General features: G+C 48.9%; 28 protein-coding genes. 20 read left to right on the top strand and 8 right to left on the bottom strand.

Annotated features, from left to right (window positions below; translation table 11 throughout):
• Positions 1 to 9 precede the first annotated feature (9 nt).
• From IPL17_RS11880 to mazG, 12 genes are all read left to right on the top strand, one after another.
• Positions 10 to 660, top strand: coding sequence for an adenylate kinase (locus IPL17_RS11880; RefSeq protein ID WP_345307305.1), 651 nt, complete (start codon positions 10 to 12; stop codon positions 658 to 660).
• A 54-nt stretch (positions 661 to 714) separates the two neighbouring features.
• Entirely contained in the window at positions 715 to 1,485 is a 771-nt protein-coding gene (gene map, locus IPL17_RS11875) for a type I methionyl aminopeptidase (RefSeq protein WP_345307304.1), read from the top strand.
• Positions 1,486 to 1,590: 105 nt separating this feature from the next.
• Positions 1,591 to 1,704 (top strand): 50S ribosomal protein L36, encoded by a 114-nt coding sequence (gene rpmJ, locus IPL17_RS11870; protein ID WP_345296911.1) that lies wholly within the window; start codon positions 1,591 to 1,593, stop codon positions 1,702 to 1,704.
• 11 nt (positions 1,705 to 1,715) lie between these two features.
• Positions 1,716 to 2,102 carry a 30S ribosomal protein S13 gene (gene rpsM / locus IPL17_RS11865; RefSeq protein ID WP_345307303.1) on the top strand — a complete coding sequence of 129 codons (387 nt, stop codon included), beginning with the start codon at positions 1,716 to 1,718 and terminating at the stop codon, positions 2,100 to 2,102.
• Between the two features lie 24 nt (positions 2,103 to 2,126).
• A complete protein-coding gene (gene rpsK / locus IPL17_RS11860) occupies positions 2,127 to 2,531 on the top strand; it encodes a 30S ribosomal protein S11 (RefSeq protein WP_345307302.1) in 405 nt (134 codons plus the stop codon).
• Positions 2,532 to 2,550: 19 nt separating this feature from the next.
• Positions 2,551 to 3,216 (top strand): 30S ribosomal protein S4, encoded by a 666-nt coding sequence (gene rpsD / locus IPL17_RS11855; protein ID WP_345307301.1) that lies wholly within the window; start codon positions 2,551 to 2,553, stop codon positions 3,214 to 3,216.
• Positions 3,217 to 3,293: 77 nt separating this feature from the next.
• Positions 3,294 to 4,265: a DNA-directed RNA polymerase subunit alpha gene (locus tag IPL17_RS11850; protein WP_345307300.1), complete on the top strand. Its 972-nt coding sequence runs from the start codon at positions 3,294 to 3,296 to the stop codon at positions 4,263 to 4,265.
• A 2-nt stretch (positions 4,266 to 4,267) separates the two neighbouring features.
• The gene (gene rplQ, locus IPL17_RS11845) at positions 4,268 to 4,645 is read left to right on the top strand and encodes a 50S ribosomal protein L17 (RefSeq protein ID WP_345307299.1); all 378 of its coding nucleotides are present in this window, start codon (positions 4,268 to 4,270) and stop codon (positions 4,643 to 4,645) included.
• 29 nt (positions 4,646 to 4,674) lie between these two features.
• Positions 4,675 to 5,421 carry a tRNA pseudouridine(38-40) synthase TruA gene (gene truA, locus IPL17_RS11840; RefSeq protein WP_345307298.1) on the top strand — a complete coding sequence of 249 codons (747 nt, stop codon included), beginning with the start codon at positions 4,675 to 4,677 and terminating at the stop codon, positions 5,419 to 5,421.
• 23 nt (positions 5,422 to 5,444) lie between these two features.
• Positions 5,445 to 5,888 (top strand): 50S ribosomal protein L13, encoded by a 444-nt coding sequence (rplM, locus tag IPL17_RS11835; protein ID WP_345307297.1) that lies wholly within the window; start codon positions 5,445 to 5,447, stop codon positions 5,886 to 5,888.
• A gap of 14 nt (positions 5,889 to 5,902) precedes the next feature.
• The gene (gene rpsI, locus IPL17_RS11830; RefSeq protein WP_345307296.1) at positions 5,903 to 6,295 is read left to right on the top strand and encodes a 30S ribosomal protein S9; all 393 of its coding nucleotides are present in this window, start codon (positions 5,903 to 5,905) and stop codon (positions 6,293 to 6,295) included.
• A gap of 83 nt (positions 6,296 to 6,378) precedes the next feature.
• Positions 6,379 to 7,470, top strand: coding sequence for a nucleoside triphosphate pyrophosphohydrolase (gene mazG / locus IPL17_RS11825; RefSeq protein ID WP_345307295.1), 1,092 nt, complete (start codon positions 6,379 to 6,381; stop codon positions 7,468 to 7,470).
• A 9-nt stretch (positions 7,471 to 7,479) separates the two neighbouring features.
• Here the strand turns inward: mazG and IPL17_RS11820 are convergent, their stop codons facing one another.
• From IPL17_RS11820 to IPL17_RS11800, 5 genes are all read right to left on the bottom strand, one after another.
• On the bottom strand, positions 7,480 to 7,656 hold the full coding sequence (locus IPL17_RS11820) for a hypothetical protein (RefSeq protein ID WP_345307294.1): 177 nt from the start codon (positions 7,654 to 7,656) through the stop codon (positions 7,480 to 7,482).
• 36 nt (positions 7,657 to 7,692) lie between these two features.
• On the bottom strand, positions 7,693 to 8,220 hold the full coding sequence (locus tag IPL17_RS11815) for a GNAT family N-acetyltransferase (protein ID WP_345307293.1): 528 nt from the start codon (positions 8,218 to 8,220) through the stop codon (positions 7,693 to 7,695).
• A gap of 3 nt (positions 8,221 to 8,223) precedes the next feature.
• Positions 8,224 to 8,856: a hypothetical protein gene (locus IPL17_RS11810; protein ID WP_345307292.1), complete on the bottom strand. Its 633-nt coding sequence runs from the start codon at positions 8,854 to 8,856 to the stop codon at positions 8,224 to 8,226.
• Positions 8,857 to 8,919: 63 nt separating this feature from the next.
• The gene (gene nirK, locus IPL17_RS11805) at positions 8,920 to 10,689 is read right to left on the bottom strand and encodes a copper-containing nitrite reductase (RefSeq protein ID WP_345307291.1); all 1,770 of its coding nucleotides are present in this window, start codon (positions 10,687 to 10,689) and stop codon (positions 8,920 to 8,922) included.
• A 299-nt stretch (positions 10,690 to 10,988) separates the two neighbouring features.
• Positions 10,989 to 11,687: a Crp/Fnr family transcriptional regulator gene (locus IPL17_RS11800; RefSeq protein ID WP_345307290.1), complete on the bottom strand. Its 699-nt coding sequence runs from the start codon at positions 11,685 to 11,687 to the stop codon at positions 10,989 to 10,991.
• Positions 11,688 to 11,822: 135 nt separating this feature from the next.
• On the opposite strand from IPL17_RS11800, the gene IPL17_RS11795 reads away from it, so the two are divergent.
• The 8 genes from IPL17_RS11795 (at position 11,823) to IPL17_RS11760 (ending at position 20,842) form a co-directional block, all read left to right on the top strand.
• A complete protein-coding gene (locus tag IPL17_RS11795) occupies positions 11,823 to 12,092 on the top strand; it encodes a metal-sensitive transcriptional regulator (RefSeq protein ID WP_345307289.1) in 270 nt (89 codons plus the stop codon).
• 41 nt (positions 12,093 to 12,133) lie between these two features.
• Positions 12,134 to 12,352, top strand: coding sequence for a heavy-metal-associated domain-containing protein (locus IPL17_RS11790; RefSeq protein ID WP_345307288.1), 219 nt, complete (start codon positions 12,134 to 12,136; stop codon positions 12,350 to 12,352).
• A gap of 60 nt (positions 12,353 to 12,412) precedes the next feature.
• A complete protein-coding gene (locus tag IPL17_RS11785; RefSeq protein WP_345307287.1) occupies positions 12,413 to 14,905 on the top strand; it encodes a heavy metal translocating P-type ATPase in 2,493 nt (830 codons plus the stop codon).
• A gap of 49 nt (positions 14,906 to 14,954) precedes the next feature.
• Entirely contained in the window at positions 14,955 to 15,473 is a 519-nt protein-coding gene (locus tag IPL17_RS11780) for a hypothetical protein (RefSeq protein WP_345307286.1), read from the top strand.
• 136 nt (positions 15,474 to 15,609) lie between these two features.
• Positions 15,610 to 16,806, top strand: a complete 1,197-nt coding sequence (locus tag IPL17_RS11775) for a sulfite exporter TauE/SafE family protein (RefSeq protein ID WP_345307285.1) — start codon at positions 15,610 to 15,612, stop codon at positions 16,804 to 16,806.
• A 19-nt stretch (positions 16,807 to 16,825) separates the two neighbouring features.
• A complete protein-coding gene (locus IPL17_RS11770; RefSeq protein WP_345307284.1) occupies positions 16,826 to 17,035 on the top strand; it encodes a cation transporter in 210 nt (69 codons plus the stop codon).
• 116 nt (positions 17,036 to 17,151) lie between these two features.
• Positions 17,152 to 17,358 (top strand): heavy-metal-associated domain-containing protein, encoded by a 207-nt coding sequence (locus IPL17_RS11765; RefSeq protein WP_345307283.1) that lies wholly within the window; start codon positions 17,152 to 17,154, stop codon positions 17,356 to 17,358.
• 67 nt (positions 17,359 to 17,425) lie between these two features.
• Positions 17,426 to 20,842, top strand: coding sequence for a heavy metal translocating P-type ATPase (locus tag IPL17_RS11760; RefSeq protein WP_345307282.1), 3,417 nt, complete (start codon positions 17,426 to 17,428; stop codon positions 20,840 to 20,842).
• 183 nt (positions 20,843 to 21,025) lie between these two features.
• Here IPL17_RS11760 and IPL17_RS11755 read toward each other — a convergent pair whose 3' ends face one another.
• From IPL17_RS11755 to IPL17_RS11745, 3 genes are read right to left on the bottom strand one after another with little or no spacing between them, the layout of a single operon-like run.
• Positions 21,026 to 23,071 carry a copper resistance protein CopC gene (locus IPL17_RS11755; RefSeq protein WP_345307281.1) on the bottom strand — a complete coding sequence of 682 codons (2,046 nt, stop codon included), beginning with the start codon at positions 23,069 to 23,071 and terminating at the stop codon, positions 21,026 to 21,028.
• The gene (locus IPL17_RS11750) at positions 23,068 to 23,652 is read right to left on the bottom strand and encodes a copper resistance protein CopC (protein ID WP_345307280.1); all 585 of its coding nucleotides are present in this window, start codon (positions 23,650 to 23,652) and stop codon (positions 23,068 to 23,070) included. Before IPL17_RS11750 ends, IPL17_RS11755 begins: the two co-directional genes overlap by 4 nt.
• Complete coding sequence (locus IPL17_RS11745; protein WP_345307279.1) at positions 23,642 to 24,814, bottom strand: hypothetical protein; 1,173 nt, start codon at positions 24,812 to 24,814, stop codon at positions 23,642 to 23,644. Before IPL17_RS11745 ends, IPL17_RS11750 begins: the two co-directional genes overlap by 11 nt.
• Positions 24,815 to 25,073: the final 259 nt, after the last annotated feature.

Genomic DNA, 25,073 nt, shown 5'->3' with positions numbered 1-25,073 from the left:
GAGAGTCTTATGGCGATCTTTATCGTCTTGCTCGGCCCGCCCGGTGTTGGTAAAGGTACGCAGGCTAAGATATTGGCACAAGCGAAAAATCTGGCCCATATTTCTTCTGGAGATCTTTTTCGCGAGAACATTAAAAATCAAACGGAACTCGGCAAACACGCCAAATTGTTTATAGACAAAGGTGAGTTGGTGCCGGATGATGTGACCATAGATATGATACGGGAACGCCTCAGTCGTCCGGACTGTAAACCTGGCGCGATCCTCGACGGATTTCCGCGGACCCCGGTACAGGCAGATGCGCTCGAGAAAATGCTTGCCGAATTCAACGGGCAGGTGAATGTAGTTCCATACATTACAGCTCCTGAGTCGATTGTTGTTGGACGTATCAGCGGGCGCTGGACGTGCAGGTCAAATGGTCATATTTTCCATCAAATGTTTAATCCGCCAAAAGCGGATGGTATTTGTGACATTGATGGTTCTGAGTTGTATCAACGCGAAGATGACAAAGTCGAAACTGTGACAATACGAATTCGCGTTTATCTTGAGCAAACCATCCCTCTTGTTGAATACTACCGTAAAACCGGTAAATTGGTTGAGATCAATGGTGCTCAGGCTGTGGAGCAGGTTTCAAGAGACCTATGCTTGGCAGTAAATAATTAATTTTTGTGAGTATGCAAAGCTCAAAAGGCTTTGTTGAAAAGTAGGTTTTATCAAATGAGTTGGGAACGCCAGATCAATGTAAAAAGCCCTGCTGATCTCAAGATCATGCGTGAAGCAGGGCACATCAATGCAACCGTTCTGGCCGCAGTAAGAGAACGTTTACAACCCGGTGTGACAACAGCTGACCTCAACGCGGCTGCTGAGGAAGTGCTGAAGTCACACGGATGTGTATCGCCGTTCAAAGGATATGGCAATCCGCCATTCCCTGCATCCATCACAGTCTGTATCAATGATGAGATGGTGCACGGAATCCCTCACCCGAAACGCAAGTTGAAGGAAGGGGATATCGTTTCGATAGATTGTGGCACATTCCACAATGGTTTCGTCGCAGACTCCGCATTCACTGCCGGAGTGGGGCAGATTTCTCCCGAGGCAACGAAACTGCTTGAAGTCACTGAGGGCGCGTTATTTGCTGGAATTGAAAACATGCGCAAAGGCAAACGCACAGGTGATGTTTCGGCAGCGATACAGAATTTTGTAGAAAGCCATGGTTTCCATGTGACTCGTGAGTATACGGGGCACGGTGTCGGAAGGAAAATGCACGAAGGTCCGCAGGTACCCAACATTGGTATCGCAGGAAGCGGCTTTCTTCTCCGACCAGGCGTAACAATTGCTTTGGAACCGATGGTGTTGATCGGGACGCACGAAACGCGCGTCCTGCCAGATAAATGGACGGTTGTTTCTGCAGATGGTTCATTGACGGCGCATTTTGAACATACGATCGCCGTCACCGAAGGAGATCCTCTCCTCCTGACTGTCTTGTGAACGAACCTGCGAATAACTGTTGAAAATATAGACAGATTGAAAAATTGTAAGTATAATTAGACCTTTGGCTGTCAAGAGACAAGCCGCAAGTAAGGAGAATGATTAATGAAAGTATCGCCCTCCATTCGCAAACGTTGTGCCAAGTGCCGTATTATTAGGCGCAAGGGAGTAATTTTTATCATTTGCGAAAATCCAAAACATAAACAGAGACAGGGGTAGTGTGGTGACCTATGGCGAGAATTGAAGGTGTTGATCTCCCCCGCAATAAACGGGTAGAAGTTGGCCTGACTTACCTTTTTGGTATTGGACCAACCCGTGCGCAGAAGATTTTGGCTCATACCAAAGTTAATCCTGATACGCGCATCAAAGACTTAAGCGAAGCGGAAACTGCCGCAATTCGTGAATATATTTCCAAAAACTTCAAAGTTGAAGGTGATTTGCGCCGCGAAGTTCAATTAAACATTAAGCGCCTGATCGAAATCGGCTCTTATCGTGGTTTACGTCATCGTCGTAACCTCCCTGTACGTGGCCAGCGCACTAAGACAAATGCGCGTGTTCGCAAAGGCACCAAGAAAACGGTTGCCGGTCGTGGTCGTCGTAAGGGCGGTAAGAAGTAATCCTGTCCGAAAGGTAAATTAAAAATGGCTCAGAGTGTTCGTTCCACCCGCCGCCCATCGGGCGCAAAAAAAGGGAAGCGTACCCTGTCCTCAGGACAGGTGCATATTTTTGCTTCCTTTAATAACACCATTGTGACTGTTACAGACACCGAAGGCAACACAATTTCCTGGGGTTCTGCTGGTTCCGCTGGTTTCAAAGGCTCACGCAAAAGCACGCCTTTTGCCGCCCGTCTAGCAGCTGAACAGGCTCTCAAGGCTGCCCAACAATTGGGTCTGCAGGATGTGGAGCTTTTTGTCAAAGGCCCTGGCCCGGGTCGCGAGAATGCAATTCGTGCTGTTCAAGCCATGGGCTTGAGAGTTCGCTCGATTTCGGATATCACCCCGGTACCGCATAATGGCTGCCGTCCTCCGAAAAAGCGACGCGTGTAATAGATGAGGTTGTGACTATATGGCTAAAAATTTAAGTCCAGTTTGTAAATTATGCCGCCGCGAAGGCGAGAAACTTTTCCTTAAGGGCGAACGTTGTTTTACCCCCAAATGCTCTTTTGAAAAGCGCGACTTCGCTCCCGGTCAACATGGCCGCACCGCAGGCAAGGGCGGTGGTAAGGGTAAGGGGATGGGCACAGGACGTGCCTCCGACTTTGCCCGCCAGTTGCGTGCCAAGCAGAAAGCCCGCCGTATTTATGGCGTGATGGAACGTCAGTTCCGCCGCTATTACGATACCGCCATTACCCGCCGCGGGCTTACAGGTTTGAATCTGCTTCAGATCCTTGAGTCCCGCCTCGACAATGTGGTGTTCCGACTCGGGTTTGCATCCAGCCGCTCACAGGCTCGTTTGTTGGTTGCCCATGGTCATTTCACTGTGAATGGCCGCCGTAACGATGTTCCTTCCACGCTTCTTGGTGAAGGTGATGTTGTCAGCGTGCGCGAAGGCTCCAATAAGTTGACCTATTTCAAAGACTTGGGAGCATACACTGAAAAGCGAACTTCTCCAAGCTGGTTGAGCCGCAATGTGGCCGCCATGGCTGGTTCAGTGGCTCGTATGCCGGAACGTACTGAAATTGACGGAAGTCTCGACGAACAATTGATCGTCGAATACTACTCCAGACGCTAATCCTCCAATTGCGTATCGGGTCGGACCAAGAAATCTGGTTCCAGACCCGGCGCATTATCAAAAGGGACAGGTGAATCGTGACGGGTATTCTCACGAACATGGTTATGCCAAAAATCGAGCGCGAAGCCGAAGCTCGAAACTATGGCAAATTCACAATTAGCCCGCTAGAGGGTGGCTACGGCGTGACGTTAGGCAATGCTCTTCGCCGCGTCCTGCTTTCTTCTCTGGAGGGTACTGCTATTACCTCGATTCGCATCGCGGATGTCTTGCACGAGTTCTCTGACATTCCAGGTGTGCGCGAGGATGTCATCCAGGTCATGTTGCAGGTCAAACAGATCCGCATCAAAATGGATGGCGTGGATAGCGCTCGGATGCAGCTTGAAGTACGCGGCGAAGGAACGGTCACTGCGGCGGATATCATCACTCCGGCCGAGATTGAGATCGTCAATCCTGACACATATCTCTTTACTGTGGACGGGGCCAAGACAAAGCATGATATTGAATTCGTGGTCGAACGTGGCCGCGGTTATTCTCCTTCCAATGAACGCGCCGGACACATGCCCATTGGAGAACTTCCAGTGGACGCGATCTACAGCCCGGTCAAGCGTGTCAATTGGGAAGTTGCTTCTGCCCGCGTAGGTCAGAGCACAAATTACGATAAATTGATTTTAGAGATCTGGACAGACGGTACCATTTCTCCGGAACGCGCACTCAGTTCCTCGGCCCGTATCCTCATCGACCACCTGCGTTATGTGGCAGGTATCAATGAAGAAATGCTGGCTGTGGCTGTGGAACGCGAATCTTCGGGAAGCCGTTTGAGCAGTGAACTGGCGGAAACGCCGGTGGAAGCCCTTGACCTTTCGGTGCGCGTCTTCAATTCCTTGAAGCGCACGGGCATTACCAATGTTGGTGATGTGCTCGACCTGCTTGAAAAAGGCGAGACCGCGGTCATGTCCATCCGCAATTTTGGCGAGAAGAGTTTAGATGAACTTCGCGACAAGATGCGTGAGAAGGGCTTTATGAAAGACGATACATCCTCGGAGAGTTAGAGATGCGACATTCAGTAGCAGGTTATACATTAGGACGCAGAAAGGGCGCACGCATTGCCCTTCGGCGCAACCTGATCAAACAGTTTTTTACGCATGAGCGTATTCAGACCACGAAGGCTAAGGCTGCCGCAATCCGCGGTGATGCTGAACGCTTGATTACACTTGCCCGAAACAGCGCAAATGGAACGGACGTGGAAAAGCTTAATGCGCGCCGCCTGGCGATTTCAAAATTGGGTGATAATAAACTCATCAAGCGCTTGTTTGATGAAATTGCACCCCGCTTTGCGACACGCCCTGGTGGGTACACCCGTGTGTTAAAACTTGGCCCGCGTCACGGTGATGCGGCTGAGATGGTACTTCTTGAATTGGTTGAAGAGTAGTTTGTAACAGCGACTCGAGTCGCTATGCAATGGCACGTTACCAAGTGATCCTTGCCTACGACGGCACCGGTTTTACCGGAAGTCAGCGACAGGCGAACTCCCGCACAGTGCAGGGCGAGTTGGAAAGAGCGCTTCGCAAACTGGGCTGGGCTGACCGGGTTGTTCTTATGGCCGGGCGGACGGATACGGGAGTTCATGCAACAGGGCAGGTTGCGGCGTTCGATCTTGATTGGACGCACACAGCAGCTAAGTTGCTTTGGGCGCTCAATACCGAGCTTCCGCCTGATCTGGCCGTAAGGGATCTGTTCCCGGTTGCGGCGGAATTTCATCCGCGGTTCGATGCGACAGCGCGTGAATATCGTTACAGGGTGTTTTTTGAACCCATCCGCGATCCGCTCAGACAGAAATACTTGTGGCGCACCTGGCCCGCTGTAGATGAAGACGCCCTCATGCAGAACGCGAGTATCTTTCTCGGCACACATGATTTTGCCGCTTTTGGTTCACGGACGACCCCGAAAGGTACGACTGTGCGCACGGTGAAAAAATCCGAATGGAAGAGAATGCCGGATGGTGAGTGGCAGTTCGAAGTCAGGGCTGATGCGTTCTTGTATCGAATGGTAAGACGGTTGGTTTTTGTGCAGGTGGCGGTCGCCCAAAAGAGAAGTTCGTTGGAGAAGATCCAACATGCTTTATCAAAGCAGGGAACGCTTCTCGCCGGGCTGGCTCCCGCACACGGGCTGACACTGGTTGAAGTAACGTATGGATCACGTGAATAAGATTATTAAACGGAGTGACAAAAGTGCAACAGAAAACATATTATCCGAAGGCTGCTGAAATTACGCGCGACTGGGTTGTCATCGATGCCGAAGGGCAGATTCTTGGACGACTTGCTGCGCGCATTGCGCACATCCTGCTTGGCAAACACAAACCCTCCTTCACGCCTGGCGTGCAAATGGGAGATTTTGTAGTGGTGGTGAACACAGAAAAAGTGGCTGTGACCGGCACCCGAACCAACAGCAAGCTGGAAAGCAAGATCTACTATAGTCACTCCGGTTATCCGGGCGGCTTAAAGAGCGTCTCCTTGAAAGATCAACTTGCCCAGCATCCTGATCGCGCCTTGCGCGATGCCGTGTGGGGCATGCTCCCGCACAACCGCATGGGACGCGCCACGCTCAAGCATTTGAAGATCTATGCTGGTCCCAATCATCCGCACCAGGTTCAAACCCCGAAAGTTTCGGAATAAAGAGGTAAGTGATTATGGCTCAATATTATGAAGGCATTGGCCGCCGCAAGGAAAGCACCGCTCGCGTGCGCCTGACGACCGGCACCGGTAAGTACACTGTGAATGAGAAGGATTTTGCTGCTTTCTTTACACGCATGGGCGACTTCGAAGACATCATGCGCCCATTCAGCGCAGTGGGTCAGGAAGCGGCGAAGTACGATGTGAGCGTTTTGGTCAATGGCGGCGGTACCACCGGCCAGACCGAATCGGTCCGCCTCGGCATTGCCCGCGCTCTCCAGCTCATCAACGCGGATTGGACTTCCGCACTGCGCAAAAAAGGCTTGCTCACCCGTGACGCCCGTGTCAAGGAACGCAAGAAACCAGGCCTCAAGAAGGCCCGCAAGGCTCCTACTTACACCAAGCGTTAAGACGTTTACACGTTGGAGCGTTACCACGTAATGCGTGATACATTTTTGTGCACGCATTACGTTTTGCTTTAAAGGATACGGTCATGGATCTTTCACTTATTGCTTCTACATTTGAGACGCTGCGCCTCATGCCGCCCTCGAAGTTGACCCTGCTCGAAGCGCAGACTCTTGCATCCGCGCATGTTCCTCCCTTCCCGCCCGATATGCCCGTCCTGCTTACGGGAGTCGATTCTGTTGAATTGGCTTTGCAGATAATAAAAGTTTTGCTGACAGTCTATCCAAAGGAGCACGAGGTGAATTGGGTCGCAGGGCAAAATTCAAAGGGCGAAAGGTTGAACGACTTTCAACCTTCGACTTTTGAATTTCAACGATCAACTTATCTTTATATTCCATCGTTGGGCGAAGGCACATCCTTTGAATCATTTGCCGAGATTGTTGCACATTTACGCGCACCGGACGGCTGTCCGTGGGACAAGGAACAGACTCATCAATCCCTGCGGACGCATCTGCTTGAAGAAGCTTATGAAACCTTAACAGCCATGGATGCAAACGACTCCGATGATATGAGCGAGGAATTCGGCGACCTGCTTTTGCAGATCGTATTGAACGCCCAGATCGGCAGCGAAACAGATTCGTTTTCGATGACCAGGGTTGTCAAAGGCATCTACGATAAGATCGTGCGCCGTCATCCGCATGTGTTTGGGGATGTGAAGTTGGATGGCGTGAACGGAGTTTTGCAAAACTGGGAAAAGTTGAAGGAAAAAGAAAGAGGGGAAAAGAAAGAAGACAAAGGATTGCTGGATGGCGTTGCTTCCGCACTACCTGCATTAACTCAAGCTCTTGAATATCAGGCCCGCGCCGCGCGTGTCGGTTTTGACTGGCCTGAAGTGGATGGTGTCCTGGACAAGGTCCGCGAAGAAATTGAAGAGATCAAACAGGCGCAGAACCTTGATGAAGTGACTGATGAATTGGGTGACCTGTTCTTTGTATTGGTCAATCTTGCGCGCTGGCGCAAAGTAGATGCCGAGTCCGCACTGCGTGGAACGAATATCAAATTCAAGAAGCGCTTTGCCTATGTTGAACATGGCGCAAAAAAACAAGGCAGGAATTTGTCGGACATGACCCTGGAAGAGATGGATGCTTTATGGAATGAGGCGAAAAGAACGGGGCTGTAATGAGATTTATTATGATCCAAGCTTAGCCGCTATTCTCTCCACTTCTTCCATGGCTTCGGCAAGCAGCACATTATGTGTGCTGCGATATTGAATAAGAGCTTCCACCTTATTTCCTCTCTTTATCGCCTCAATTACCTTTTCAATCGTAGGGTCTGATAGGTCAACCGGTTGGTTCTCTTTTTCCATTCTCTGCCTCTTTATATTTGATGCATTTAAAACCATTTACAGTATATCAATTGACATTAAATATTCGTCATAATATATTCCGTCAACAAACAGCGCTTTTGGTTCTTTGCCGTATATGACAAAGCCGCATTGCTCGTAGCTGAGGATGGCTGAACGGTTACTTGTAACAACAGCCAGCTTGACGATGGTTATGCTTTTCGATTTTGCCCAGTCCAGGCAGGTTTTGACCAGTAATTGCGAAATTCGACGTCCGCGCCAATTGGGTCTGACATACACTCCAAAAATATTCGCGCTATGCATGTTCTTTTTTGAGAGACTTCGGAAGATACCCGCCATGCCGATCAATTGCCCGTTTTGTTCGGCAAAGAACATAGCCTGCTCATCCTCATTAAATGATAATCTTTCCTCCCAAAACTTTGCCGGTTTGAGGGTATTTTCAATATAGTCTGAGCCAAAAGCGGTCGGATGATTTTCCAGCGCTTCCAGGCGTAGTCCACGGAATAAGGCAGCATCTGATTTCACTGCATTCCGAATGATAATTCCATCATCCAATTGAGTGATCATCTCTTAATTTTGTCCACAGGTAAATCTTGCCAGCATTTCTTCAAAAAGTGGAGCGGTTGTTTGATCTTGTGGTGAATAGACTTTCCACGCGAAGACCCGGTCGCCGCAAGTCCAGGCGCCGGCGGCGCCAAAGGGCAAAATGGTAGTAGCTGTAGATGTAATGGCTGTGTACATTACGTTCATGGTACGGACGAGTTTTACGTCCAAATTGCCAACTGGGAGGTCAACTTCCTCGAGAACTAGATCGAGCATGAATTTTGGGTCAGCGGTTCCTGGCGCTGTTTGCCATATGACCTGGATAAAGAGTGTACTGTTGATTGCAGCGATCATTCCCTGCCCGTAACTGCTCGGCGCCAACGGGTTTTGTTGTGCGCTGACATCATAAAATGCCATGTCAGCAGGATGTCCGATACAGAATTGATATTCGCAAAATAAGCCTGTCAGACTAAATGGCGTTGGAGATGGATAGGATGTAGGTGGGGGGACCGGCGTGACAGTTGGAAGTGCGGCCAGTGTAGCTGCTACAGCTTGACGGATCTGTATGCCTGGGTCGGGTGTTGAGGGCTTGGGGGTGCAGGATGCCAATAGAAACAGGATCAGGCAAAACTTTAAGAAACGAGGCGTGCTTTTTTTCATGCCAAAATTATAACGGAAAAGCCCTGTCAAAAGCGACAGGGCTTTTGTCTACAGCTAAGAATATTAATGTCCGCTGCCCGGCATGGGTGTGCCGTTGAATATCTCTGGATTTTCATTTCCTTCTGCATATAGGAAACCGGCCAACCCGTGCTGTAAGCGGGATAGCGCATGGTCCACCAGAATATAACGACCGGGGACTTCCAGGCCGAATTCGACCATGGTCGCGCCGCCGGGCGGGACGAGTGTGGTTTGTACATCAGTGAGAGGAGCGGCTGTGAGGGAAGCTTGATCGTATACACGGTCAAAGATCTCGCCTATTACATGGAAGGATGAGGTGAAGTTTGGTCCGCCGACACCGAAGAAGATACGAACAATTTCGCCTACGTTGGCTTTCAAAGGCTTCTGAGCAGTGATCGAACCCACAGCTCCATTGAAGACAAAGTACTCGGGATTTTCGCTAAGAAGTTTTTCGGTGTCAGTGGCTTGAAAACCCATCTCTCCAAATTTTCCCGCAGTATAGATTTCACCCTGCATTACATAGAATTCACGGTCAACCGGAGGCAAACCGCCTTCAGGTTCAACCAGGATGAGACCATACATTCCATTTGAAATGTGATTTGCGACCATGGGAGTGGCACAATGGTACACAAAGAGACCGGGGTTGATGGCTTTAGCTGAGAACATGGTTTCTTTGCCCGGTTCAGTTTGAGTCATGCCAGCGCCTCCGCCCGGCCCCGTAACTGCGTGAAAATCTACAGAGTGATTCATGATGCTGCTAGTTGCGTTCTTCATATGCACTTCAATGGTGTCGCCAAGCCGCACGCGGAAGAATGGCGCGGGTACTGCGCCATTGAATGTCCAGTATGTGTAGGTGGTCCCATCTGAGAGCTGACCTTCCACCTCTATAGCCTCCAGGTTGATAACCACTGTTTTTGGTTCGCGTGCTTCGAGAGGGGCAGGCAGGTCGGTTGGGTCTCGAACGATATCCGCACCAGTGGTGGGTAGTTGTGTGGGTACTGGTTGATTTGAGGCAGAGCCGGAAGCATCAGGATATGCGCCGGCTGGTAATCCATTGAGGTATTGTACGATTGAGTCGATCTCGTTTGTGTTTAGTGTTTGCGCCAGGGTTGCGGGCATCACTCCGTCACTACATGCGCCTGTGGGGCAGGTGGGTGCGATGAAAGCACCAGGTTTTACGATCGATTCGTTAATAAATTCTTCAGTTGTTTTTGCACTGCCCGTATATTTCTTACTGTTGAAATATTCCTGTGCTGAAAAAACTACCGTTCCAAGGTTTGGACCAACTGCTCCCTTTGCGTTGGGAATTCCGGGAATGGTGTGGCAGGAGGCGCAAGCGCCTTTTTCGAAGGCTGCGAATACTTCAGCCTGATCAGGATCCAAGGCAGAAAGCCCAAATGTTGATTCGCCAATAACCAGTACTCCTCTCATCCCCAAATCTGCGTGATTGGATATGCTGTCATAATATTCCAATTGCACGGGCGTTTCCGGTACTGTGAATGTAACGGAAGCCTCTTCACCTTTTTCTTTTACCAACCCGGTACTTATTTTTACTGACGGGAAAGTAATGTCATGCTGTCCCATTCCGCCATTGATAAGCGTGACGGTAATTGTTTCGCCGGGAGCGGCGGTTAAAGTGGGGTTTTCCTTCCCGTTGATCTCATCGCTGACGCCTAGAAATATTATGTTGCCATCTTTCATTTCAGTGGTCAACACATATTCCTTGTCTGCAATTTTGGAATTTGAACCTGCGCAAGCGGTGACAAAGGCCGCTAATAGAAGTGCTAGTAGTAGGAATTTTGTGAACGATTTCATCTGTTTCTCCTTATTAAGATTTTTGACTGATGATTTTGGAAAGTTCCGACAGAAAAGATTGTTCGTTTAGCTTGTATGTATTAATGACATCTTCAAGCGTGCAAAACTTTGCAAGGTAACAACCTACACAGGCGGTCTGTTGGTGAATAAAAAACGGATCACCGTGGCATTGGATTTCAACAAATCTTCAACTCGAGTATCTGGAACTGCCAAAACATCATTCATCATGGATATAGAATATCCTTGTTCCCCCCGCTTGTCTTTGCGCCAGCGCAAATAAAAATAGGACGGTTACCGTCCTATTTTTCAATTCCATCTGAAATTCTGACCAGATCGTGTGGTTTGAGTATTCTTATTCGTTCTCTGCCGGTCTCTATGACCCCTTTGCGCTCCCAGTCACTGAGCAGGCGGCTGACTGTGTAAAGGGTGGTACCTGTCATTTCAGCTACATCCTGTCTCGAAAAGGAAAGTTCGATGATGGTTTCTTTTTCGGATCTGATACCGACTTGTGCCGCCAACCTCAGCAAGGCGTTTGCCACGCGCTGTTCGACTCGTTCTGTGGCGAGTTCGCGATAGCGGGACTGCATTTCCTGGATGTACGTGGTCATTAATGTCATTAAGTCGAACACGATTTGTGGACGGGTTTCCAGCATTTTATGTAGAAAGCTGCTTTCAATTGCCAAAGCCGAGCTATTTTCCAGCGCTTGTGCAGTGGCAGGGTAGGTAGCCTCTTTACGGACAGCTCCCAATGCGCCGAACATCTGCCATGGATAGATCGTCCGCAAGTTGACCTGCTGTCCGTTTGGATTCGATTGCATCAGTTTAGTTTGTCCGCTGGTGAGGATGTAAAAATAATTCGCTAAATCTCCTTGAAAAAAGAAAAAACCACCCTCTTCGATCGAACGAATAATGCTATTTTTGAGAATCAGCTGCAGGTCATCTTCTGTGGCGTTCTGAAAGACGATAACTTTTGCAAGATCCTTTGATGTAATCTTCATAAAACGATTTTACACCCTAAATAAGTGACATTTTTCCTTGACAGCTATCGGTGAATTGAATTATATTTTGGCTATCCCGTCCCCCCTGGGGGGGGGTAATAGGAAGCCACGACATCAGGAAAAGTAGAGGCAAATATGGAAAACGATAGCACGATCCGAAGACTAAAGACCGTTGAAGGGCATCTGCGCGGAGTGATCCGCATGGTGGAGGAGGATACCTATTGTATCGATGTGATCCGCCAGATCCAGGCTGTTGAGGCTGCGCTCAACAAGGTTAGTTCCAAAATCCTTGAAGACCATTTGAATTCCTGCGTTATCACGGCGATTCAAGGAAGTGACAAAAAGGAACGCGAACGTATCTTAAAAGAAATTACCGAAGTGTTTGAAATGTCCATGAAAGTTTAGTGTTACGTATTGAAAAAGTACAGTAAAGGAGAAATTAAATCATGACTACAGTAACTTATTCCATTCCCGCCATTTCTTGTGGACATTGTACTCATACGATCGAAACTGAATTGAGCGATTTACAAGGTGTCCAATCTGTGAAGGTGGCCATTGATACGAAGAAAGTGGAGATCACTTTTGATGCGCTGGTGACCGAAGATGCGATCAAGACATTGCTCGCTGAAATTAATTACCCTGCTGAGGGTTTGCTCACTTTATAGGTAGTGAGATCTGACAGTTTTCAAAAATCCATCAGGTCCGAATATTTTTCAAGGATACGAATGAGCGATTCAAAACAATTAACTTTACCAATTACAGGGATGACTTGTGCCAACTGTGTAGCCACAGTTGAGCGCAATTTGAAGAAGATGGACGGTGTGAAAAGCGCGGTGGTAAATCTTTCTTCCGAGCGTGCTAGTGTGGAATTTGACTCCGCTAAACTTGCTCTGACCGATGTGATTGATCGTGTCAATCGCGCAGGTTACGGTGTGGCCACAGGTGAGGCTGATCTGGTTATCAAACGTCTTTCCGATGATAACGATGCTCGCCGTCTTGAGAAAGCGCTTGCAAAACTCGAAGGTGTTCTCGAAGCGCAGGTGACTTTCACTTCTGAGAAAGCGCGTGTGAAGTATGTCCCTACCATTATTACGCAGGCAGAATTGCGCCGTGCTGTGGCTGCCAGTGGTTTTGAGGCGCTGGAACTTGGCGGTGAAGCGGAAGATGCTGAGGCCAATGCTCGTGAAAACGAGATCAATGAACAACGACGCTTGTTGATGATCGGCCTGATCTTCACTGTGCCGCTTTTCCTGCTATCCATGGGCAAAGATTTTAACCTGCTTCCTGCTTTCGTGTATTCGACGAATGTGATGGAAGGAATGCGTGAGGCGCAGCCCTGGTTTGGCTGGCTGATGCTTGCACTTGCTTTGCCCGTTCAATTCTATGTTGGCTGGCAATATTATGTGGGCGCATTCAAGGCTTTACGAAATAGGTCTGCAAACATGGATGTGCTGATCGTGATGGGGTCGTCCGCTGCGTTTTTCTATTCCCTGCCGATCACGTTTGGCTGGTTGATGGGACATGTTTATTATGAAACTGCGGCGGTCATTATCACACTGATCAAGCTTGGAAAATTTTTGGAGGCGCGCGCCAAGGGACGCACTTCTGAGGCGATCAAGAAATTAATGGGATTACGCGCCAAAACCGCGCGTGTCGTTCGTGATGGACTTGAAATTGAGGTGACGGCCGATGATGTTCGTGTTGGTGACATTGTCTTGGTCAGACCGGGTGAGACGATCCCTGTGGACGGCGTGGTCATGGAAGGACGCAGTTCCATTGACGAATCCATGCTGACGGGCGAATCACTGCCCGTCGAGAAAAAGCCCGGCGACCCGCTTATCGGCGCGACATTGAACAAATTGGGCATGTTGAAATTCGAAGCAACCAAAGTCGGTAAGGAAACTGCTCTCGCGCAGATCATCAAATTAGTGGAAGATGCGCAGGGAAGCAAAGCGCCTATCCAAAAGATGGCAGACCAGGTATCGGCTGTGTTTGTCCCAATTGTGATTGGAATCGCGGCGCTCACATTCGCTGGATGGTTCTTCTTCGGCCCTGAATTGGCTATTAACGCGGATACTGACAATTTCACGCGGGCGCTTATTCATATGGTGGCTGTGTTGGTAATCGCCTGTCCTTGTGCGATGGGATTGGCTACCCCGACCGCTGTCATGGTAGGCACTGGAAAAGGCGCGGAGGCAGGCATTCTTTTCCGCACTAGTGAAGCATTGGAACGCGCGGGGCAGATCGCTGTAGTGGTGTTGGATAAGACCGGTACGCTCACAAAGGGCCAGCCTGCTGTCACGGATATTGTTGTGAATGGAAACTGGAAACAGGATGAGTTGCTGCGATTGGCCGCTTCTGTTGAAAAGGGGAGTGAACACCCGCTGGGCGAGTCCATTTGGGCTGAGGCAACGACTCGTGGGTTGAAGTTGGTGGAACCCACTGGCTTTAAAGCCGAAGCGGGGCATGGCGTGCAGGCCCAGGTCGAAGGGAGAAGCGTCATTGTCGGAAATATGAGGATGTTCCAGGCACATGGCATCCAATTAGCGGATCTAGAGTCCGAAGTCGCACGATTACAGGCCGAAGCGAAAACAGCGATGCTGGTTGCGATTGATGGTCAGACAGCGGGAATCATTGCTGTGGCGGATACTATCAAAGAAAGCTCGAAGGAGGCGGTTGCAGATCTTCATCGCATGGGATTGAAGGTGGCGATGATTACAGGAGATAACCAAAAGACCGCAGAAGCGATCGCAAAGCAGGTTGATATCGATGTAGTGCTTGCAGAAGTTTTGCCTGAAGGCAAAGCCAGCGAAGTGAAAAAATTGCAAGGACTTGTCAAAGGTAAATTATCAAAGGATATTAAACATTTGATCTTTGATGTAGTTGCCATGGTCGGTGACGGCGTGAACGATGCGCCCGCTCTTGCTCAAGCGGATGTGGGTCTCGCCATTGGCACGGGTACGGATGTGGCGATGGCCGCTGCGCCTGTGACCTTGATGAGCGGAGACTTGCGCGGCGTAGCGCGTGCCATCTCACTTTCCCGAAAGACTGTGTCAACGATAAAGCAAAACTTGTTCTGGGCGTTTTTCTACAATGTGGTCTTGATCCCCGCCGCCGCACTCGGATATTTGAACCCGATGCTTGCGGCTGGTGCGATGGCGTTCAGCAGCGTCTTTGTTGTGACCAATAGCTTGCGATTACGCGGGCAGAAGATTTAGATTTCACGCATGGGTAACTCCATGCTTATAAACAAGAGGAAACCTTAAAATGAAACTCAATAAACTCGTGCAGTTCGTTCTTGCCTCGTTGATGGTTGCTGTAATTACGGGTTGTGCGCCGAAAGCAGACGAGCCTGCCAAGGTGGAATTGCCTGCTGGCAAGGCATTTGCCGAGGGCAAGGAGATTTTCTTTGTGCATACCGAAGTCTCTGATCCTGATATTGCGAAATTACTCTCAGACATGATGACATCTCCAGTGCTTTATGTTCCGTCACTCGCTCAGGTGCCAGGTGAAGCGCTTGCGAACGTGTATGTATTTGATAATGGTTTGGCAGGTATGGGTCCTTTAGGTTTTCAAGCGGATGTCTTTGATAATCCTCCCGGCACAGAGGGCTATACCCCGTTACGCCGATTGAATGTTGTCACCTGGGTAGATCCAGCCAAGGCTGTAATGTTTACTTCTGTGGACGAGATAATGGCAGCGCAGGAATCCGGTCAGGTAACAATTGCCCAGCCTGGTGTTGTCGTTAATATGCCATTCGTTGTTTGGGACGGCGGTCAACGCTAGAGAGAATTGATATTTTTACCTGAATAATATTCCGCCAATCCTTGCAAATCCCGCTTATTGGAAATTGGGTTTTGCAGAGATTGGTGTAGGGTAGCCTGCAAAGCAAAATTCCAACTTGTTTATTAATTGAGGAATTATGACCAAAAAACAAAAAAAAACTGTTGATCCTGTAATTATTGTTGTGCTCGGTGTTGTGTTGGTTGCGGTTGCCTTTGGTTTAATGATCGTACAACCGAATGCTCAATCTCTCAGTTTTGATGCAAGTTCAGGTGTGTGGGGGCAGCTTGTTGTTGCGTTCATCACCGGTATCACTACGGGCGGGTTGAGTTGCCTTGCCGTACAGGGTGGTTTACTGGCGAGTTCACTCGCGCATCAGATCGAACAGGATTATGTCGATGGATCGGTTCATCATAAAAAAGGAAGCACAGCTTCGCGTTCGAGTTCCGCCTTCCCCATTTTTCTTTTTTTGATATCAAAACTAATAGCTTATACCTTGCTTGGCGCGCTGCTCGGCTGGCTTGGTTCATACCTCACGCTCAGTTCAATGACGCGCGCCATGCTGATGATCGCCATCGGCATTTTCATGATCGGAAACGCATTGCGTATGTTCAATATGCATCCCATCTTTAGATATTTCTCCGTTGAACCGCCCAAGTTCATCACTCGCTATATCCGCCGTACCGCCAAAGGAACAGATACATTCACGCCGCTTTTTCTCGGCGCATTGACGGTCTTTATTCCCTGCGGAGTTACACAAGCCATGATGGCCACTGCGCTGGGGACTGGTAGTGTCTCAATGGGCGCCGCTTTGATGTTCGCCTTTGTACTCGGCACAAGTCCGGTGTTTTTTGTTATCGCATATTTGACCACTGAACTGGGCGCAAAACTTGAAAAATTCTTCATGAGATTTGTTGCAATTGTCGTTTTGATCCTGGGATTTGTGACGCTTAACAGCGGACTCAATGTGCTGGGTTCACCGCTCTCGTTTCAAAACCTGACCCGAAACCTGATACCGTCCAATGACGACTCTGCACCTGTTTCAGGATCCTCTCAACCCGCTGCAACTGGAGGCGATATTTTTCTCCAAGTGAATAATGATGGATATTTTCCAGGAACTCTTGGCGCACCCGCTGATACGGAAGTGACTCTGAATCTTGTGACAAATCAAACATATTCATGTGCGCGTGATTTTGTCATCCCGTCCCTGAACGTTTACCAACTCCTGCCTGATACTGGAACCATGCAAGTCAGCATTCCTGCCCAGGCTAAGGGGACATCCATTTTCTTTACATGTTCGATGGGTATGTATACCGGCCAGATCGTTTTTCAATAACATTCTTGTAGAGGTACTAATGATAGTAAAGAAAACCTTTAAAATTTTGGATATGACCTGTTCCGCCTGTGCCATGAAACTCGAAAGCCTTGAAGATGTTCTGGATGGCGTCAAAGAGATCAATGCCAGTTATCACAGGCTTGAGATGGAGATCGAATACGATGATGCGAAGCTTTCTTATGAGCAGATTGTTACCGCCGTAAAGAATAAGGGATATACCCCGTCTTGAATTAATAGATACATGAAATTGACTGGATGTAAATTGTAGAATGTATGGAAATCTAAGTATAATTTGCGCAGATTTATATGTTGATGGCTTTCAAATATAACCAAAGGAGAAAAAACATGACCACAGTAACTTATTTAGTCCCCGCCATATCTTGCGGACATTGCACACGCACCATCGAGACGGAGTTGGGCGATTTGCAGGGCATTCAGTCCGTGAAAGCAGACCAGGCCTCCAAAAAGGTTGAAATAACTTTTGACATGCCTGCCAGCGAAGATGCGATCAAAGCATTGCTATCTGAAATCAATTATCCTGTTGAGGCTTAATTAACTAAATTTCTTGGTGGCGCCAGCCGCAACCACATAACTCAATCTGTGCTTTTTAGGAATTCTTATGACTGAAACCAGGCAATTAACACTCCCCATTACCGGTATGACCTGTGCGAACTGTGTTGCTACAGTAGAGCGTAATTTAAAGAAACTCGATGGTGTGCAAAGCGCGGTTGTTAATCTTTCCTCCGAGCGTGCTACGGTTGATTTTGAGCCGAGCAAACTAGGCCTTACAGAAGTCATTGCGCGCGTTAATCGTGCGGGATATGGCATTGCCACTGGTGAAGCAGATCTCATTATCAAACGGCTTTCAGATAATAACGATGCCGCCCGTTTGGAGAAGGCACTCCTAAAACTTGAGGGAGTACTCGAAGCGCAGGTCGCATTTACCACTGAAAAAGCGCGTGTCAAGTATGTTCCGACGATCATCACACAGGCAGAACTGCGCCGTGCAGTTGCTTCAGCGGGCTTTGAGGCCATGGAGCTTGGCGGCGAAGCAGAAGATGCCGAGGCAAAGGCTCGTGAACATGAGATCGAGGAACAACGCCATCTCCTGGTTGTGGGGTTATTCTTTACGATACCGCTTTTTTTGCTTTCGATGGGCAAGGATTTTGGTTTATTGCCTGATTTTGTCTATTCTGGCAACACAATGGGGGGGATGCGCTCAGCCCAGCCCTGGTTTAATTGGGTCATGCTCGGATTTGCTCTGCCAGTCCAATTTTATGTTGGTTGGCAATATTACGTAGGCGCGTTCAAAGCTCTGCGAAATAGGTCTGCGAATATGGATGTGCTGATCGTGATGGGTTCATCTGCCGCGTTCTTTTATTCCTTGCCCGTCACCTTTGGTTTGTTGGCAGGACAGGTCTATTATGAAACCGCTGCGGTTATTATCACACTGATTAAGTTAGGCAAATTTTTGGAAGCGCGCGCAAAAGGGCGGACTTCCGATGCGATTAAGAAGATGATGGGATTACGGGCTAAAACAGCGCGTGTCATCCGTGATCGTGTTGAAATTGAAGTGCCCGTGGATGATGTCAGGGTTGGAGATATTGTTATTGTCAAACCTGGTGAGAAGATTGCGGTGGATGGCGTCGTTATAGAAGGTCGCAGCACAATTGACGAGTCCATGCTGACAGGCGAGTCACTCCCTATTGAAAAGAATCCCGGCGACCCCGTGATTGGTGCGACTCTAAACAAGCTTGGAATGCTTAAGTATGAAGCAACAAAAGTTGGTAAAGAGACCGCACTGGCACAGATCGTCAAATTAGTGGAAGATGCTCAAGGCAGCAAGGCTCCAATCCAAAAAATCGCAGACCAGGCTTCTGCGGTGTTTGTGCCTATTGTGATCGCAATCGCGGCATTGACTTTTGCGGTCTGGTATTTTTTTGGTCCTGCGCTGCCTGTTACTTCTACTGTTGATAATTTCACTCGAGCTTTGATCTTTATGGTGGCAGTACTGGTGATCGCCTGTCCGTGCGCGATGGGGCTTGCCACGCCGACCGCCATTATGGTGGGGACAGGAAAAGCCGCCGAAATGGGGATCCTTTTTCGCAACAGCGAAGCCCTGGAACGCGCTGGCCGGGTAAAGATTGTTGTATTGGATAAGACTGGAACCATCACGAAAGGTCAGCCGGCTGTTACTGATGTGGTCGTAATTGGAAAATGGAAACAGGATGAGTTGTTGAGACTGGCTGCCTCTGTTGAAAAGGGGAGTGAACACCCACTTGGTGAAGCGATATGGGCTGAAGCGACAACCCGTGAATTGAAATTGGTTGAACCTGCGGGTTTTAAAGCAGAGGCTGGGTATGGCGTGCAGGCTGAAGTTGAGATGCAAAACGTCATTGTTGGGAATGTTCGCATGTTCGAAGGACGTGGAATCCAATTAGGCCAGCTCGCACTCGAGGTGGCGCGTTTGCAATCAGAAGCAAAAACAGCGATGTTGGTTGCAGTCGATGGTCAGGCTGTAGGAATTATTGCCGTAGCGGATACCATAAAGGAAGGGTCAAAAGAAGCGGTCGCTGACTTGCATCGTATGGGTCTCAAGGTCGCGATGATCACAGGTGATAACAAGAAAACTGCCGAAGCGATCGCGAAACAGGTTGGTATTGATATTGTTCTTTCCGAAGTATTGCCTGAAGGCAAGGCGTCTGAAGTCAAGAGATTGCAAGACGGCGGTGTCGTGGTTGCAATGGTTGGTGATGGTGTGAACGATGCTCCCGCCCTTGCTCAGGCGGATGTGGGGCTTGCTATAGGCACAGGTACAGATGTGGCAATGGCTGCTGCGCCGGTAACGTTGATGAGCGGTGATTTGCGTAATGTTGCGCGTACAATATCGCTTTCACGCGGGACGCTTGGCACAATCAGGCTGAATTTGTTCTGGGCGTTTTTCTACAATGTTGTACTGATTCCTTTGGCCGCTCTCGGCTACCTGAACCCAATGCTCTCGGCTGGCGCGATGGCGTTCAGCAGCGTGCTTGTGGTATCAAACAGCTTACGGTTGCGTAATTATAAGATCGAAGCAATTGCAATACCCAAAACCTGGACACGGAAGACGCTCGAATTCGCACCTATATTCGCTGGCGCGGTTATCACACTAATGCTTTTTCTGAATTTTTCACGGGCATCGTTGAAACCGCAAGAGAACGGAATAGCGCCTTTTGCGATTTTTCATGCTGTCATAGATCAAACAACACCCATCGTAGCGGGTAGACCTATGACTCTGGATATACAAATCCTTGATCAATTCGGCAACCCTCTGACTAGTTTGGTACCAAGTCAGTTTGGAAGAATTGTATATTATGCCTTTGTAGCGGTTGCTCCCCGGGATTTATCCTTTTTGCATGCAGAACCGGTTATTGTCGATCCATTTGTCGTGGAAGTGAACAGTGGCAGGACTGGCGGTGGCGGCGGTATGGGCGGTCCTGATATGGGAGTGCCGACAGCGGTCGTGACACAACTTACTCCGCAAGCTACTGAACAGCCGTCTGCTCAAACCAATCCGTTTAAGATCCAGCCGGTGATCAATTTCCCTGCGGAAGGGCAATATGTCGTGTTCGTGGAATTCCAGCCAACCGGTCGGAACCGAATGACTCTGGCCTTGCCGGTGGATGTTGGGTCGGTTAAGACGCAACCTGCAGCCCTGTCTTCTGCAGAATCACTTACGAAAAAGAGCGGCGATCTGACGATTACATTGACCTATGATGGAGTGTTAAAAGCCGGGCAGCCTTCCATTATTAATTTCGATGCAGTGGATGCTCAAAATAATCCAGTGGATGGGGAAGTTGGTTTATCCTCTGGAAGTCACCTGGTTTTGAATATTATCGACGCAGAATTAAAGACTTTTCTACGAGCGGAGCTTACTGACACGAATAATTTATTATTCTCAGTTACTTTCCCAAAACCAGGAAAGTATAAAGTTTGGTTTGAGTATAATTATGCAAGACAAGCACAGCAGCTAAGTTTTGTCATTGATGTAAAATAGATTTGAAAAATGGAACAGAAATCACCAGGACCTGAATTGAAGGGCTGGTGATTTTTTTTAAGAGTCTGTCCTGCGAATTCTATTGAAATAATCTTGAATTACCAATCTTGTGGGTGGTAAAGATTTCGAGCGCAATTAACACTCGCAATCGAATGTGGATATTGCCAGAAATTTCTAAAATTATCAGTTTCCTAAAACCGCCATTACCCCAAAAAATGTTCCAATTCCAATAAGAGTATAAGCACTAATGATGAATGCATTGAATCTCCCCGGCATAATTTGTTTGATGGTTGCCCTCCAGCGGAATATTTCCACCGAAAGCGCGATCGTCAGCCCGGATAGTATTCCATTCACCGGCACGGTCTTAACTGGACTTTGGAATGGTTCTGTTTTCTGAATCATCTCTGCCGGGTCGGGCACATTGACTCTCAGGTCGGCGATCACATCGTCCATGCCGCGCCGCCGTACGTAGACTGAAACTGTCCACATGCCGGGTTGATTCAGGTAGACTCCCTCGAGAGTGTATGAACCAGCCCCCAGTTGAGTCAGGTCCGCGTTTGATTGGCCGACTTGCGCATCTTCGTAGTTGAATAAAAGCCGCACGAGTTGCACATCCCCGACCAAAGAGTCGTCCTCATGAGAAAGCTGAACATAAAACTGATTGCTGCCCGGCTCGTTAGGCGTTACCTGAATATGAATTGAAAGATCATCTGCCTTGACAATGTTGTGATACGAAGTATCGACCTGTGGTGAACTGGATTTGGGCGGCTGGGTTTGCACAAGTACAGCGACCGCGAGCATCAACACCAAACCGATCAGCGTGGCCTGAGTTATTTTTTGAATGAAGAGTTTCAGGTTGACCGCAAATTGTTCCGCGTCCATTTTGCCGCGCAGGATGCGTATGCTAAGAGTGGAAAGCTGCCAAACGATCAACGCCGCCGCGAGTTTGATCAATAAGACGCGCCCGTAGGCTGTGTGGATGATGCTGGCGAATGTGGGAAATTGAACGAGGCTGTTGAAGAGTCCGCTGGTGAGCAATAGAAAAAAAGAAAATTTTGCGATATAGCCGTAATTGCGAAAGAGCGGACCAAGTGCGGCTCTTTCTGGTGCGGGGGAGTTCCCGCGAATGGAGTCGAGCACAAGCGGCAGGAGCATCAGCCCGCCGACCCATGCGGATGTTGCCAATAGGTGAATATAGTCGCTGAGGATGGCCCAGAAACTTCCAGCCGTCGCGACGGCATGACTGCCAAGTGAAAAATACAGAAGCGTGATGAAGCCAAGAATTAGTAATGAGTTCCAGCTTTGATCCTCGATGGAGGCTTTGCGCCAGGCCCATGCGATGACAATGACCGCAAGGATCAATGCGGAATATGAAACGACTTCGCCTTGTATCCCAGAGACAAGACATAACAACAAGATGAAGACGTCATAAATTGCAACTGTGATGAATTGCCAGCGTTTACTTCTATTCAAAAGCAACAGGCCAGAGAGAAGAAGCGCCTGACGGGATAAGATCAATGCGCCGGTGTGCGTGGCATAAATCAGGCGCGGAAGGAATGACAGACTCTCAAGGCGGGAGGCCTGCAAAGCAATTTGCAACCAAGAACCGAGGATGACCGCCAGCACAGAGAGTGTTACGATTTTAATTGCCAAGTCATGCAGGCGAATTTTCAGGTTTTCATTGGAATCAACCGAGTTCGTGAGTACAAATTTATAAAAGAGAGGCACGCTTAAAAATAAAATTCCGCCCATGAGCGCAAGCCAGCGTGAGATGGTTTGTAAAAGGGTGGGCAGCTCGCTTCGATTTTCAAGGTCGAGAGCTGCAGCTGTCCCATCGGGGCGTGTGCCGTCGGGATTGAGTACTGTGAAGGGAAAACTTCCGTACCATTCATGACCGTCGGTGCGCGAGAGTGTTTTCCATGCCACGGTGTAAATGCCGGGATCAAGTTGGCTGAGCAAAACTGTTAAGTGAGTTGGGTCGTTGGGATCAAGTTCAGCCGCGTCAATGCGGATTTCTTCGCCGCTGGTGCTTAATAAACGCGCAGAACTGAAGTCTGCTTCTAGTGGTTCGCTGAACCACATTTCTATTTTTTCGGGAGGTTGGGGAAGTTCAGAATTTGCAACCGGTAATGAACGGAGGAGCAATGCGTGGGCAAGCGCATTCCCTGTGACCAATAAACTTGCGACCAAAACCATTAAAGTGATTGCGCTTATTTTTTTTAAGTTCATGGATCGGTTTGTTTCCTTCGGCGGCGCAGAATGTCAAAGAAGACCAGCCCGGTTATCGGCGCAAGTCCGCCGGCGCAGGGATTGTTTGTCGAAATAGGAGCAGTTGTCGGCACGGGTTGAGGCGTTGACTCTGGGAGGGGGGTATTTGTCAGCGTGGGAATCGCGTTTGATTCGCCCATCGGGGTGGAGGTCACTGCGGCTTGCGGGTCAATGCTGAAGCTGAAACTTCCTTCAGTGGAATGACCGTCTTCCACGGAAATATTTTTCCACTCAACGAGGTATTTTCCCGCTGGCAGGTTTGAATTAAGTTCGACCCAAATGTGCGTGCGGTCATCATCGTCAATTTGTGTTTCGCCACGGCTGACTTCCCGCCCGTCTGACCCGCTGACGTGAATGACGTTCTCGCCTTTGCGCCTGAATAATTCCTGCGAGAACCAGATCTCAACTTTGGCCGGGGACGTGGCAATGACAGCATCAGCGCCGGGGTTGGAACGCACGTACGCGGAATGAGCATGGGCGGTCTCCGTGAAGAGGAGACCGCCTGCTATTAATATTCCGATCAGCAGCGCTTTAATGCGCATGGCCTTCGAGGAAATGATCGATGGAGTGGGAGAGTTCGTGTTGGGCATCGTGTACGATTTCGGAGGATTCCACGGCGTCTGCAATATTATCAGCTTCCAGCGCGGCGGAGAAGGTTCCAAGCGATTCGATGAATGCCTGCGCCTGATCGTTTAGATCTGACGGCCAGACAACCTGAGAAAGGACGGTCTGAACACCGGACACTGTGGAGAAATATTCCGGGTCAATGGTTTGAGTTTCGCCGAGCGCAGTTGCCATTTCGTGGAAACCAGCCTTGTCCATGAAATACTGCGCAATGCTGAGATCGAATCCGCCTGATTCAGTTGTGACTGCTTGAGCATCACCCAGCCAGTGTTCGATTTCGTGAGACAACTCATGCTGGGCGTCATGCACGGTTTCTGATAATTCAACAGCCTCTGCTGCATTGTCGGCTTCCAATGCAGTGGCGAATGCGCCGAGTGATTCAATGAATGACTGCGTCTGATCATTCAACTCGGATGGCCAGGTAGTATGAGACAGAACGGTCTTGACTCCGATAACAGTTGAAAAATATTCCGGGTCAATGGTTTGGGTTTCGCTCAAAGCTGTAGCCATTTCGTGGAAGCCTGCGGAGTCCATGAACTGCTGGGCCACACTGATATCAACTGGATCTGCGTCTGTCTTTGCTTGAGCATCACCCAGCCAATGTTCAACTTCATGAGATAGCTCATGCTGGGCATCATGTACGGTTTCAGATAATGCAACCGCATCAGTGACATTATCAGATTCCAGGGCCGCGGCGAAAGCGGTCAAACTATCAATGAATGCATGTGCTTGATCTTGCAAATCAGCTGGCCAGGTGGTTTGAGACAAAACTTTAACAACGCCTGTGACTGTAGAAAAATATTCTGGATCAATGGTTTGAGTCTCACCCAATGCGGTTGAGATTTCATGAAAGCCTGCGGTATCCATGATGTGTTGGGTAACGCTTACTTCGAACGGGTCGGCTGATTCTATTGGGACGGGCGTCTCTAAGGCTGTTGTCACTTCCGTGGCATTCGGTGATGTGTCTATTGGTATTTCAGTCGGGGTTGCAACAGGTTCTGTGGCGATGGCCTTGCCGCCACAAGCGGTCAGCAGAATGACAAGGGCAAACAAACAAATGACACGATATAAAACTTTCATGACTTTAGCTCCTTTGGTTTTCTAAATATTTTTTCTTACGCTGTAATCAATAAGGTCCAGCGCTTGATTCTCGAAACCCATAACCAGGTTATGGGCAGGTCACCATATTCTCCGGCAGTTCGCGCGGAATAAAGTCCCAAATGGGGTGGAATTTCCATGCCGCAACGAAAAAGTAAGTTGAAAACCCCCAGAGGCGTGAGGTATAAATACGCACATATTTTATAAAATTTATCTAGAATATGAATAAAAAAATTAAGGT

This window comes from Candidatus Villigracilis saccharophilus (genome assembly GCF_016711665.1).
This window is presented reverse-complemented; position numbering and strand designations above follow the sequence as displayed.